Origin of the sequence: Tardiphaga sp. vice304 (assembly GCF_007018905.1) — a bacterium.
Taxonomy (GTDB): domain Bacteria; phylum Pseudomonadota; class Alphaproteobacteria; order Rhizobiales; family Xanthobacteraceae; genus Tardiphaga.
This window is the reverse complement of sequence record NZ_CP041402.1, coordinates 196197-209396: the sequence shown is the minus strand read 5'-3', so window position 1 is coordinate 209396 and position 13200 is coordinate 196197. Positions and strand designations below refer to the sequence as shown.

Here is a 13200-nt window from a genome sequence, read left to right as displayed (position 1 = left end):
AGCAGGGTGACGGGAGTTCTTACCTCTCCCCGGTGGGGAGAGGTGTCAGCGCGTCGTCGATCGAGTCGAGTTCGGGTTAGCTCTTCACGCCACGCTGGCCAAAAACGCTTCTTCAGCGGCCTGTACCGCATCCGGCGTGCCGACGTGCATCCACAAACCGTCCATGCGCAGGCCGAACAGGCGTTCCTGCTCGTTGGCGCGGTCGAACAGTTTGGTCAGCGAGAATTCCCCGGCGGGCGCGTCCACGAACAGTGCCGGCGACAGGATCGCGACGCCGGCATAGACGAACGGCACCACCTGGGCTTCCTTGCGGCGGCGCAGCGCGCCGTTCGGCAGCATCGCGTAGTCGCCGGTGCCGCCATAGCCGATGCTGTCGGCGGTCGGCGCCATCAGCAGCAATGCGTCCATGGTTTCGGGATCGAACGCCTCGGCGAGGCGCGAAAGGTTCGGCCGCACGCCGTCGATCCACATCGTATCGGCGTTGAGGTGATAGAACGGCGCCTGGCCCAGCAGAGGCAGCGCCTTGACGACAGCCCCGCCGGTGCCGAGCACCTGGTCGCGCTCGTCGGAAATCGTCACCTTCGGCTGTGAGCGTGCCGCGACATGGTCGATGATCTGCTCGCCGAGATAGTGCACGTTGACGACCGCATTCGTCACGCCGGCGTCGGCCAGCTTGTCGAGCACATGGTCGAGCAGGGCTGATCCCGCGACCTTCACCAGCGGCTTGGGCATGTGATCGGTGAGCGGTCGCATCCGCAGGCCGAGGCCGGCGGCAAGGACCATCGCTTGGGTGGGGGTCACGGGCATAATGAAACGGTCTCGGCGGGATAATCGGGTTCAAACATCAGCGAATCTAGCACAGGGCGGGCACGATGGCCTAAACGATCCAGCCATAGGGTTCTGGCATGACAAAGGCGCGACGCGCTTGTTCCCTCCCGCCGCTTTCAGACGGCGTCCTGGTTCTCCGGCCGTCGCGCGGCCATCTTCTTTTTCTCGGAAGGTTTCAGGAAATTGACGCCGATCTGGTCGCCATTGACCCAGGCCAGTTCGCAACGCCGATAGGCCAAGCCAGTCGAGGACAGCAGCAGGAAAAATTCTTTCAGATGCAGGCCTTCGACCGAGCTTGCCACCGTCAGTTTGGCGCCGGTTTCGGAGATGTCTTCCATGATGCAGGCGCGGCGCCAGGTGCCGTCGATGCCCATTATATGCGCGGGAAAGCCGCGCTCGAACACCACCCGTTCGCCTTTGCGCCGTTCCACCGCCATTGCCGCTGACCATCCCGATACAAAGCCGCCCGCTTGGCAGGCTGGTACCGTCAAACTACGGCCGCCTTGGCTAACGAATGGTAAAAGGAAGGGCTCAGCCCTGCGGCGGCGGCACATGGGCCGCGTACCAGCCGCGAAACGGCGCCAGCGTCGGATGCGCCAGCGAGCGGTTGAGGTAGGTCCACAGCCGCGGCTGGTGCTTCAGATAATGCGGCTTTCCGTCGCGGCGGTTGAGCCGCGCGAAGGTGCCGAGCAGCCGCGTGTTGCGCTGCGCCGACATGATGGCATAGAGCTCGGCAAAGCCGGCGGGGTCGAAGCCGGGCTCGGCTGCCAGCCGCGCCTTGATGTAGCGCGTCAGCATAGCGAGCTCGAGCGGCTCCGGCACGTCGATGCGGGCATCCTGCAGCAGCGACACGAGATCATAGGCGGCGGGACCGAGCACGGTGTCCTGGAAGTCGATCACCCCGACCCGGCGAGTGCCGTCGCGGTCCTCCAGCCAGATCAGGTTCGGCGAATGGAAGTCGCGCAGCACCCAGGTCCGCGGCGCCGCGGCGGGCTTCGCCAGCAGTTCGCGCCACATCGCGAAGAATTCGTCGCGCAATGCCGGCGTCGGCACCGCGTCGCGATCCGGCAGATACCATTCCGGCATCAGCCCGACCTCGATCAGCAGCGCCTCGGTATCGAATACCGGGATCGCGTAGTCCTGATGCGGCAGCAGCGGCAGCGTCTCCGGCAGTGGCTGCATGTGCAGTGCCGCCAGCATGTCGGTAGCGGCCTGGTAGCGCTCCGGGATGGGCGCCGGCGGCGTGCCCTCGATGAAGGCCGCGGTGCCGAAATCCTCGGTAATCAGGAAGCCCGTATCGAGATCTGCATGGTGGATCGCAGGCGCGGAAATGCCGTGCGCGCGCAGGCCGTTGGCGATCGCGACGAAGGGGCGGACGTCCTCCGCCAGATGCACCGCCGCGCTGTAGGATTTTCCGGCATAGATCGCGGCGCCATCCGGCCGCTTCGGCGCGTTCATCAGGATGAAGACGCCGTCGTCGCGGATCAGCCGCGCATAAGAGCGCGTCGAGGCGTCGCCGGCCATCCGCACGCGGCGATCGTCGAGATGGCGGGCGCCATCGAGAAATTCGCGTAAGCCCTGCAACCGCGCCACCACGGCAGCACCGGTGCCATAGCCGGTGATCTCGGCGGCGCGGGCGGAGGATCCCAGCGCCGGACGGTGGCTGAGCGCGATGTCGATGCGGTCTTCCGGCATCAGGGCGCTCGCGCGCTCCGGCCATTCGATCAGCACGACGACACCATCGGGCAGCGGCGACAGGCCGATCTCCTCGAGCTCACTGGGATCGTTGATGCGATAGAGGTCGGCATGCACCAGCGGGAACGACGGCAGCTCGTAGCTCTGCGCCAGCGTGAAGGTCGGGCTCGGCACTTCCAGCTCGTCGTCGCCGGCGAGGTAGCGGATCATCGCGCGCGCTGCCGCGGTCTTGCCGGCGCCGAGATCGCCCGACAGCGTGATGACGTCGCCGGCGCCGATCAGCAGCGCGAGATCGGCCATCAGATGCGCGGTGGCGGTCTCGTCGGCCAGCGCGACCAAAAAGGAGACGGGGGCGTTCATTCGGCAGCGTTGCGATGCGCGGTCTGGTCGAGCGGGAAGTCGCAGGTCACCGTGGTCCCTTTGCCGACGACCGAGTCGACGCGAACCTTGCCGCCGTGCAGTTCGACGAAGGAGCGCACCAGCGACAGGCCGAGACCGGCGCCGCGATGCCGCGAGCCGTTGGCGTGGCTCTCGAACCAGTCGAACACCTTGTCCTTGACCTCGGGCGGGATGCCGGGGCCGCGGTCGGTCACCATGAAGCGAACATTATGTTCGGTGCGCTCCGCCGTCAGCGTGATCACCGAATCCTGCGGCGAGAAGCCGACCGCATTGGCCAGCAGATTGTATAGCACCTGTACGACGCGGCGTTCGTCGCCGGTGAAGTTGCCGATGGTCGAATCGGCATTGACCTGCAGCGCGATGCGGTCGCGCGCCAGCCGGTCCTGAATGCCTTCGGCGGCGTCCTCGATGGTCTTGCGGATGTCGATCGGGCCCAGATTCAGCGTCATCGCGCCGGCGTCGATGGTGGCGAGATCGAGAATGTTATTGATGATCGCCAGCAGCGCGCCGGTCGAGGTGGTGATGTATTCGAGGTATTCCGCCTGCTTCGGCATCAAGGGGCCGGTGATCGGATCGCTCAAGAGATGAGCGAAGCCGATGATCGTAGTGAGCGGCGAGCGCAGTTCGTAGGAGACGTGGTGGACGAAATCCACCTTCATCTGGTCTGCGGCTTCCAGCGCCTCGTTGCGTTCGCGCAGCGCGCGCTCGACATTCTCGGCGTCCGAGATGTCCTGGAACGTCAGCATGGTGGCGCCGTCGGGCAGTGGCATGGTCATGCAGTCGAGCACGCTGCCGTCCTTGCGCTCCAGCTTGAGCGGCACCGCGACGCGGTTCTCGATCCCGGTGATGGCGCCGCGCAGCGCCTGCCAAGTCGGACCGTCGTCGAACAGCGGCCGGCACCAGGATTCAACCAGTTCGATATGCGGATGCTGCTGCATCGCCTCGTCGGACAATTTCCACATCCGTGCAAAGGCCGGATTGAACAATTGCGCGCGGCCGTTGCTGCCGAACACCGCGACGGCTTCGGCGAGGTTGTCGAGCGTCTCGCGCTGCACGCGGATCAGGCCGTCGAAGCGGCGCGCCAGTTCCAGGCTCTCGGTGACGTCGTCGAACAGATAGGTGACGCCGCCTTCGGGATTCGGCGTGGTGACGATGCTGAGGGCGCGGCCGTCCGGCAGGTACCAGATGTCCTTGGCCGGTTCGACGGCGCGATAGGCTTCGTGCAGCCGCGCCTTCCACTCGCGAAAATTCGGCTGTTCGGGAAGTTTTCGCGCGGCGCGCAGGCGATCCAGCACGCTGGAATCGTCCGGGTTGTTGTCGAGGAAGACACGGTCGAGGTCCCACAGCCGACGATAGGAGTCGTTGTAGAACGACAGCCGCCGCTGCGCGTCGAACACGGCTACGCCGGACGATAGCTGGTCGAGCGTGCGGCGATGCGCTTCCGCCATCCGCACCAGTGCAGCCGACAGCGCGGCGGCCTCGGAAGCGTCGATCGCCATGCCGGCGCTGGCGCCGGAGATGTTCAGTGCATGGACGTCATAGATCCGGCGCTCGCCGAAAATCACGATCGGCACGCGCGCCGAAAACGGCTGGTTGTCGTTCAGCGCGCGCGCGAGGTTGTTGCGGTCGTCGCTGTCGAGCAGTTCGAGATTGCGTTCGATGGCATCGCGCGGGCTGCTGGCCTCGGTGGCGCGGGCATAGGCGGCGTTGGCGAAGGTCAGCGTGCCTGCGCGCCTCGTCCAGATCGGCCAGGGGGCGGCGTTGGCGAAGCCGCGCAGCGTGTCGGTCTCCTCGGCCAGTTCCTTGTGGCGCAACGTCATCTCGGCGAGTTCGCGGCGCAGCCCGCTCAATTCGCGGATTCGCACGATGGCCTGGCCGCCGATTGCGCGGCCGACCGCCTCGATGGCCCGGCCGGTGGAGGTGGTGAGGTTGAGCAGGAAGCCCTCGCCGGCATCGAGCAGCGCATTGACGGCGTTGTCGAGCTGCAGCGCCGGTTCCGGCGGCAGCCAGGTTCCGAAAGCCAGGATGCGCTGCGGCTGATGGTTCTGCGGATCCTGCGACATCACCAGCGAGGAATCGCCGGATATTTCCGGCCGGCTGTCGCCGGCGGCCCAGGATATCAACACCTGCGGCTCGGCAAATAATAGCGCGCGAAAACGGTCGGCCTCCACCTGCAGCGTATGCAATTCGGTGCGTAATGTCGCTTCGGTGCGCGCCGCGCGAATCCGCGTCCGCATCAAGAGGATGGTGGCAAGAACGGAAAAGGCGAGAATGGCCGGCGCCAGCGTCAGCGCGGCGATTTCCTGGCGGTCGAGGTCGAGCAGCGCCGCCAGCGCGCCTTGCTGTTCCGCGGCGGCGGCCGTCGTGACCAGCAAGGCGGACGCGGACAGGCCCACGAGCCCGTCGCGTACCAGCGAGGTACATGACAGCAAAGTCCGACGCATCGCCGCGATCACGCCTGACATCAATAGCCCCAAACTACGTCTTCCCGATCGGCGCCCACCCACCGCGAATCGCCTGACCATAGCTGGTTCGGGAGTCGAGGGGTAAGAGTCCAGACCGTGAACGCAAAACGGCCGGGCTAAAAAACTGGAAGGTGTTTCAGATAGCGCTCGAACACCTCTCCCATAGGGAGAGGTCGGATGTGTGAGCGAAGCGAGGACATCCGGGTGAGGGGTCAGGAACATCTCGACGGAGCGCGGCCCCTCACCCGCCCGGCTTCGCTGCGCTACGCCGGTCGACCTCTCCCCGGTGGGGAGAGGTGACGGAGCGTCGCTGCCGCGCTCAAGCGTCGGCGATGCCTTCAGCCGATCACGCTATCTTCCCGTGGAGCCAAAGCCGCCGGCGCCGCGGTCGGTTTCGCCGAGCACGGTAACGGGCACCAGTTCCGCGCGCACGACGGCGGCGATCACCATCTGTGCGATGCGTTCGCCACGCTGGATCGTGAAGGCAGCGGGGCCGTGATTGATCAAGAGCACGCCGATCTCGCCGCGATAGTCGGCGTCGATCGTGCCGGGCGCATTCAGTACCGTGACGCCATGCTTGGCGGCGAGGCCGGAGCGCGGCCGGACCTGCGCCTCATAGCCTGCCGGCAAGGCAATCGTCAGCGCGGTCGGCACCATCGCGTACTTGCCGGATTCGAGTACCAGCGGCGCATTCTCCGGCACGGCGGCGAGCAGGTCGAGGCCGGCGGCCTGTGCGGTCTGGTAGGCGGGCAGTGCGAGGCCATGGCCATGCGGCAGCTGCTGGACGTCAAGGGTGATGGCACTCATGATCGGGCTTTCTCGAAGTGTTGGGTAATCCGCGCCACCAGCGCGGCTGCGACGCCGTCCTTGCTCATCGGCTGCCAGGATTCGACATCGATCTCGACGGCGATCTCCTGATCGTGGCGCGTCAGGAGATGCACGGTGTTGCTGTCGCCGCCCATGATGCCGGTGGAAGGCGAGACGTCGTTGGCGACGATCCAGTCGCAGCCCTTGCGCGCGATCTTGGCTTTCGCGTTGTCGATCAGGTGCTCGGTTTCGGCGGCGAAGCCGATCACCAGCGCCGGGCGATGCTCGGCGCGTTTCGAAATCGTCGCGAGGATGTCGGGATTTTCGGTGAGCTGCAGCGGCGGCAGCGCGCGGCCGTCCTTCTTCAATTTCTGCGCGCCCTCGCTGACGACGCGCCAGTCCGCCACCGCTGCGGCGAAGATCGCGATATCAACGGGCAGCGCCGCCTCGACCGCGGCCAGCATGTCGCGCGCGGCTTCGACGCGCTTCACGGTGACGCCTGGCGGATCTTTCAATTCGACCGGACCCGAGATGAGAATGACCTCTGCGCCGGCCGCCGCGGCTGCAGCGGCAATGGCAAAGCCCTGCTTGCCCGAGGAGCGGTTGGCGATATAGCGCACCGGATCGATCGGCTCGTGCGTCGGTCCGGCCGTGATCAGCACTCGCTTGCCGGCCAAGGATCGCCTCTGCGGCGCGCGCAGCAGGCCGAGCGCTGCGACCGCGATTTCGGTCGGCTCGGCCATGCGGCCGGTGCCGGCCTCGTTGCGCTCCGCCATCTCGCCGGCATTCGGACCGATCATCGCGACGCCGTCGCGTGCGAGCTGCGCGACGTTGCGGCGGGTGGCCGCGTTGTTCCACATCAGCGGGTTCATTGCCGGCGCGATGAGAATCGGTTTGTCCGACGCGAGAAGCACTGCGGTGGCCAGATCGTCGGCATGGCCGCCGGCCATCTTGGCCATCAGGTCGGCGGTGGCGGGGGCGACCACGATCAGGTCGCACTGCCGCGCTAGCCTGATATGGCCGGCGTCGAATTCGCTCTGCGGGTCGAACAGGTCGGTGTAGCAGCGCTCATTCGCCAGCGCGGACGCCGCCAGCGGCGTGACGAACTGCGTGGCGGCGCGGGTCAGCACGACGCGCACATGGACGCCGCGCTCCTTCAGGCGCCGGATCAGGTCGAGCGCCTTGTAGGCCGCAATGCCGCCGCCGATGATCAGCGTGACGCGCGGCTGGCCGGTGATGGCGTGAAGCGTTTCCCGCGGCACGTCGTCGGTCGGCGTCGCCGGCGAGACATCGGCCGAGGGTCGGTCGGGCCTCGAGGCCTCGCGTAAAATGGTGCGGACCTCGTCCTCGACCGAGCGGCCGTGGCGCGCGGCGCGCAGCCGCAATTCGTCGCGGATGGCGTCATCGAGCTTGCGGATCGTCAGGCTGGCCATGTCAGGCTCCGTCGAGGTGTGATTGCAATGCTAGCACATCATGCATGCATTGCAATCATGGCGTCATCGGACCGACAGCAGGATCCCGATGAAGGTCAGCGCGATCACCCAGATGCCGATGGTGCGCCAGCGCGATTGCCGGGCGCGGGCGCGTGCGATGGCGTCGATGGTCTGGGGATCCAGCCGGAGCCCGTTGCGGCTCATCTCCTCCAATTGCTCCAGCGCGGCCACCGCGCGCGTAGCAATCGCCGGCAGGCCGGAGACGATGCGGCCGAGTTCGCCGGCGCCGGAAAGCGCGCCTTGGATCTTGCCCAGCGGCCCGAGATTGCGCTCGATCCATTCGCGCACCACGGGCTCGGCGACCTTCCAGATGTCCAGCCTGGGATCGAACGAGCGCGCGACGCCCTCGACCACCACCATGGTCTTCTGCAGCAGGATCAGCTCCGGCCGGGTCCGCATGTCGAACAGGCCGGTGACCTCGAGCAGCAGCGTCAGCAGCTTGGCCATCGAGATTTCTTCGGCCGTGCGGTTGTGGATCGGCTCGCCGATCGCGCGGATCGCCTGCGCGAAATTTTCCACCGAATGATGCGCCGGGACGTAGCCCGCCTCGAAATGCACCTCGGCCACGCGGCGATAGTCGCGGGTGATGAAGCCGAGCAGGATTTCCGCCAGGAAGCGTCGCTCGTTGAGCCCGAGCCGGCCCATGATGCCGAAATCGACCGCGACGAGACGCCCGCTGTCGTCCAGGAACAGGTTGCCGGGGTGCATGTCGGCGTGGAAGAAGCCATCGCGCAGCGCGTGGCGCAGGAAGCTCTGGATCACCTTGCGGCCGAGATCGGGCAGGTCGACCTGCGCTTCGGCAAGGCGCTTGTGGTCGTTCAGCGCGATGCCGTCGATCCACTCCATCGTCAGCACATTGTGCGAGGTGCGGTCCCAGTCGACCTTGGGGACGCGGAAGTCCGGATCGTTCTGGATGTTCTCTGCCATCTCAGACAGCGCGGCGGCCTCAAGCCGCAGATCCATCTCCATCGCCACCGAGCGCGACATGATGTCGATGATCTCGATCACGCGGAGACGGCGGGCCTCGGCGGAGTATTGTTCGGCGTGAGCCGCGACGAACATGAAATCGCCGAGGTCGCGGCGGAACTGCGCGGAGACGTTGGGGCGCAGCACCTTGACGGCGACTTCGGTGCGCACGCCGTTTTTCTCGACTTCGGCGCGGTGTACCTGAGCGATCGAGGCGGCGGCGACCGGCGGGCTGAAGCTGGTATAAAGCTGCGCCATCGGGCGTTCCAGCGAGGCGGCGACGACGTCTTCCGCCTCGGTCATGGAGAACGGCGGCAGCCGGTCCTGCAGGCTTTCGAGATCGCGGGCCATCGCCACGCCGACCACGTCCGGCCGCGTCGCCAGGAACTGGCCGAGCTTGAGATAGGCGGGGCCAAGCCGCGTCAGCGCGGCCGACAGCCGCGCGCCGGACTTCACGCCGGGCCGTTCGATCAGCCGCGCCAGCCGCATCGCCAACTGGCCGCCGGGCGGCACCAAAGAGGGATCGACGACGCCGAACACGCCCTCGCGGGCAAACACGAAGCCGGCGCGGGCAAGCCGCGCCATGTGAGTAAGTGCTGAAATCACAAACGCCAGCCCGAATGCAGCGCGACGATGCCGCCGGTGAGCACCTGATGACTGACGCGCGAGAAGCCGGCGTCGCGGATCATGTCGGAGAACACCGCGGGGTTCGGAAACTGGCGGATCGATTCCACCAGATACTGGTAGGATTCGGCATCGCCGGTGACGGCCTTGCCCATCGGCGGGATCAGCCTGAACGAGAACGTATCGTAGATCTTGTCGAGACCGGGGACGTCCACCGTGGAGAATTCCAGGCACAGGAAGCGGCTGCCCGGTCTTAGCACGCGGTAGGCCTCGCTGAGCGCGCGGTCGATGCGCGGCACGTTGCGGATGCCGAAGGCGATGGTGTAGGCGTCGAAGCTCTTGTCGGCGAATTGCAGCGCCTCGGCATTGCCCTCGACGAAATCGACGCGGTCCTCGAGCTGGTGCTTGATGGCGCGTTCGCGGCCGACTTCCATCATGCCGGTGTTGATATCGCAGACGGTGGCGTGAAAGCCGTAGCCCGACGCTTTCGCCGCGCGGAACGAAATGTCGCCGGTACCGCCGGCGACGTCGAGTAGCGCGAACGGCGTATCCGCGCGCGGCGGGTTCAGCGCCTGGATCATGATCTCTTTCCAGACCCGGTGCAGACCCATCGACATCAGGTCGTTCATCAGGTCGTAGCGCTTGGCCACGCTGTGGAAGACGTCGTTGACCAGCGTCTGCTTGTCGTCGACGGGCACGTCCCGATAGCCGAAATGCGTGGTTTCGCCGGCCTGATCCATCGTTTTCATCTAAAAAACCTCTTCGGGCGGACCATAGCGTGGCCGCCGCAATGGCGCTATCACGTCAGCGCCTCAAGGTGAATGACATAGCACATGCCGGAACTGCCCGAAGTCGAGACCGTGCGCCGCGGATTGCAGCCGGCGATGGAGGGCGCCACCATTTTGCGCGCCGAAGCCCGCCGCCCGGACCTGCGTTTCCCGCTGCAGCCGGACTTTCTGGCGAGGCTGGACGGCCAGGTGGTCACCAGCCTGTCGCGGCGCGCAAAATATGTGCTAGCCGATCTCGGTTCCGGTGACGTTTTGTTGATGCATCTGGGGATGTCCGGCTCGTTCCGTGTGGTGTCCGACGGCACCGCGGCGATGCCCGGCGCCTTCCACCATCCGCGCAGTGACGACCGCACCCATGACCATGTCGTGTTCCACATGTCGTCGGGCACGAGCGTGATCTACAACGACCCGCGCCGCTTCGGCTTCATGAAGATCTTTGCCCGCGCCGATATCGACCACGAGCCGTTCCTGAAAGACATCGGCCCGGAGCCGCTCGGCAATGCCTTCGATGCCGCCTTGCTGGCGGGTGCGCTGGCCGGCAAGAAGACCAGCCTGAAGGCGGCGCTTCTCGACCAGCGCAATGTGGCGGGGCTCGGCAACATCTACGTTTGCGAGGCCCTGTTTCGGTCGCAGCTGTCGCCGCGAAGATTGGCGGCGACGTTGTCGACCAAGAAGGGCGAGCCGACCGACCGCGCCACGCGGCTGGTCGGCGCGATCCACGACGTGCTAAACCTTGCCATCAAGGCCGGCGGCTCGTCGCTGCGCGATCATCGCCAGACCGACGGCGAACTCGGCTACTTCCAGCATTCGTTTCAGGTCTATGACCGCGAGGGCGAGCCCTGCAAGACCGACGGCTGCGAGGGCGTCGTGAAACGCTTCGTGCAGAACGGGCGATCGACGTTCTGGTGTCCGAAGTGCCAAAGGTGAGGGGGCTTTCTTCCTTCTCCCCTTGTGGGAGAAGGTGGCGCGGCGCAGCCGCGACGGATGAAGGGTGGTCGCGGGGCTCAGAGTCTGTGGCGCCCCCTCACCTGTCTCGAACCGCTGCGCGGTTCGATCCACCCTCTCCCACCTAGCGAAGCGAAGCTTCGCGCGGGGGAGAGGGAAGAAAAAGCGCGCGCTGCCATCTGCAGTTATCTCACAGCCAGCCGTAGTGCCGAAACCGCAGATACAGAAATCCGCACACCGACGCGATGGTGCCGATCACCACGTAGTAGCCGTATTCCCATTTCAGCTCCGGCATGTGTTCGAAATTCATGCCGTAGATGCCGGCCAGGGCGGTCGGCACGGCGAGGATCGCCGCCCAGGCCGCCAGCTTCCTGGTGATCTCGTTCTGTTGCGACTGGCCCGACATCAGGCTGGCCTCGAACGCGAAGGCCAGCACTTCGCGCAGCGAATCGATATCCTCCAGCGCGCGCTTGATGTGATCGAGCACGTCGCGAAACAGCGGCCGCATCTCGGCATCGATCGGCAGCACCGCGGAGTGCTCCAGCCGGTTGCAGACGTCGACCAGGGGGCCTGCGGCGCGGCGCAGCTTGAGCAATTCGCGGCGCAGCTTGTAGAGCCGCTCGACCTCGTCATGATGCAGCACCCGCCGCAGCACGCGGTCCTCGAGCTGCTCGACCTCGGTTTGGATCACCTCGATCACGGGCAAATAGTTATCGACGATAAAATCGAGGATGGCATAGAGGATGTAGTCCTCGCCATTGGTCAGCACCGTCGGGCACGCCTCGCAGCGCGCGCGCACCGCGGCATAGGAGGCCGAGGCGCCGTGGCGCACCGAGACGACATAACCGCGGCCGACGAAGATGTGCGTCTCACCGAAGGCGATCGCGCCGTCGACCATCTGCGCGGTGCGCGCGACGACGAACAGCGCCTCGCCATATTGTTCGACCTTGGGGTGCTGGTGCGCCTTGCCGGCATCCTCGATCGCGAGGGGATGCAGGTCGAATTGGGCGCGCACGCGCTCCAGCAACTCGGCGCTGGGCTCAAACAGGCCGATCCACACGACATGGCCCGGCCTGGCGGCCCATTCCCGCGCCTCCTCGATCCCGACATCGGCGACCCGCCGGCCGCCGGCATAGACGCTGGAGGCGACGATGCCGCTCTCCAGCGGGATGGCTTCACGTAACTTGCTGCCGTGCACGGCTCACCTCGACCAAACGCGCGCGGTGGCGCGCTGCGATCAATAGACGCACCGGCCGCCAAAAAGTTGCGCCGCCGAGCCGTGCGATGTCAGCGAAACATCGAAGGCACACCGGGCAGCGGCGTGGCCCGGAATAGCACGCGGTCGGTATCGGGCGCCACCGGGCCGAGCTTGTTCGATACCCATTGCCACAGCCCGCGGATTTCATCGGCGGATTTTCCGCCAGGGGCATATTCGGTGACGGACAGGCCGATGCCGAGCGCGTCCTGATGATCGTTGCGCATCACGATGAAGGGCAATGCGACGTCGCCGCCGGCCTCGAAGGCTTCGCCTTCGCCGAGCGCCGTGGAGGCGTTGTCGATCCGCTGGCCGCGGACCGGAGTCTGGTTCAGCACGAAGCCGAACGCCGTATGGCAGGATCGCACAAGACTGAGCGTCGGGGCGGCGGCTTCGATGTCGGCGAGGCTCGGCCGTACCGGGATCAGGCACAGGTCGGCGGCGCGGATCGCCGCGGTGGTGACGGCGCTGGTGCCGCCGGCGGTGTCGATTACCGTCAGCGTCACGCCGTTGCGGCCGAAGATCTCGAGCCGCTGCTCGATCTCGCCGACGCCATCGACCGGCTCGACGCTGGGTTCGGCGTCATTGCGCCGCCGCTTCCAGTTCGACAGCGTGCCCTGCGGATCGGTCTCGATCAGCCTAACGGTATGGCCGTCCTGCATCGCCGCCAGAGCGAGCCCGATCGCGAGCGTGCTCTTGCCGCTGCCGCCTTTCTGGGTGGCGAGTACGATGGTTTGCATGATGTATTCCTGTCTGTTGCCGATGCGATGACCTTGGTCGCCAGTGCGATTCGACGCCGCTTGGTGCGGCGGACTATTCTTGGCTGGACGCATCGGTCGCGATCGGCAGGACAGTGCGGGATCGCAGCACGTCCGAATCAGCATTGCGGCAATCATGGGCCTATTGCGCGTGCAATGCCATTATTTGCGCCGGAG

General features: G+C 66.1%; 11 protein-coding genes. 1 reads left to right on the top strand and 10 read right to left on the bottom strand.

Going from position 1 to position 13200, the window contains the following annotated elements:
• Positions 1–84 precede the first annotated feature (84 nt).
• From FNL56_RS00890 to ubiE, 8 genes are all read right to left on the bottom strand, one after another.
• Positions 85–807 (bottom strand): nucleotidyltransferase family protein, encoded by a 723-nt coding sequence (locus tag FNL56_RS00890; RefSeq protein WP_143571216.1) that lies wholly within the window; start codon positions 805–807, stop codon positions 85–87.
• Positions 808–944: 137 nt separating this feature from the next.
• On the bottom strand, positions 945–1265 hold the full coding sequence (locus FNL56_RS00885) for a PilZ domain-containing protein (RefSeq protein WP_143571215.1): 321 nt from the start codon (positions 1263–1265) through the stop codon (positions 945–947).
• 94 nt (positions 1266–1359) lie between these two features.
• Positions 1360–2883, bottom strand: coding sequence for a tRNA (adenosine(37)-N6)-threonylcarbamoyltransferase complex ATPase subunit type 1 TsaE (gene tsaE / locus FNL56_RS00880; protein WP_143577357.1), 1524 nt, complete (start codon positions 2881–2883; stop codon positions 1360–1362).
• A complete protein-coding gene (locus tag FNL56_RS00875; RefSeq protein ID WP_143571213.1) occupies positions 2880–5387 on the bottom strand; it encodes a sensor histidine kinase in 2508 nt (835 codons plus the stop codon). Before FNL56_RS00875 ends, tsaE begins: the two co-directional genes overlap by 4 nt.
• Before the next feature lie 351 nt (positions 5388–5738).
• Positions 5739–6194 carry a dUTP diphosphatase gene (gene dut, locus FNL56_RS00870; RefSeq protein ID WP_441351261.1) on the bottom strand — a complete coding sequence of 152 codons (456 nt, stop codon included), beginning with the start codon at positions 6192–6194 and terminating at the stop codon, positions 5739–5741.
• Positions 6191–7627 (bottom strand): bifunctional phosphopantothenoylcysteine decarboxylase/phosphopantothenate--cysteine ligase CoaBC, encoded by a 1437-nt coding sequence (coaBC, locus tag FNL56_RS00865; protein ID WP_143577356.1) that lies wholly within the window; start codon positions 7625–7627, stop codon positions 6191–6193. Before coaBC ends, dut begins: the two co-directional genes overlap by 4 nt.
• A gap of 63 nt (positions 7628–7690) precedes the next feature.
• Positions 7691–9259: a 2-polyprenylphenol 6-hydroxylase gene (gene ubiB, locus FNL56_RS00860; RefSeq protein ID WP_143571210.1), complete on the bottom strand. Its 1569-nt coding sequence runs from the start codon at positions 9257–9259 to the stop codon at positions 7691–7693.
• On the bottom strand, positions 9256–10017 hold the full coding sequence (ubiE, locus tag FNL56_RS00855; protein ID WP_143575970.1) for a bifunctional demethylmenaquinone methyltransferase/2-methoxy-6-polyprenyl-1,4-benzoquinol methylase UbiE: 762 nt from the start codon (positions 10015–10017) through the stop codon (positions 9256–9258). The genes ubiB and ubiE overlap by 4 nt, the downstream gene beginning before the upstream one ends.
• Before the next feature lie 93 nt (positions 10018–10110).
• Between ubiE and mutM the strand changes: the two genes are divergently transcribed.
• Positions 10111–10992 (top strand): bifunctional DNA-formamidopyrimidine glycosylase/DNA-(apurinic or apyrimidinic site) lyase, encoded by an 882-nt coding sequence (mutM, locus tag FNL56_RS00850; RefSeq protein ID WP_143581722.1) that lies wholly within the window; start codon positions 10111–10113, stop codon positions 10990–10992.
• 208 nt (positions 10993–11200) lie between these two features.
• Here mutM and corA read toward each other — a convergent pair whose 3' ends face one another.
• Positions 11201–12208 carry a magnesium/cobalt transporter CorA gene (gene corA, locus FNL56_RS00845; RefSeq protein ID WP_143571208.1) on the bottom strand — a complete coding sequence of 336 codons (1008 nt, stop codon included), beginning with the start codon at positions 12206–12208 and terminating at the stop codon, positions 11201–11203.
• Between the two features lie 89 nt (positions 12209–12297).
• Positions 12298–13005: a ParA family protein gene (locus FNL56_RS00840; RefSeq protein WP_143571207.1), complete on the bottom strand. Its 708-nt coding sequence runs from the start codon at positions 13003–13005 to the stop codon at positions 12298–12300.
• Between the last annotated feature and the right edge of the window lie 195 nt (positions 13006–13200).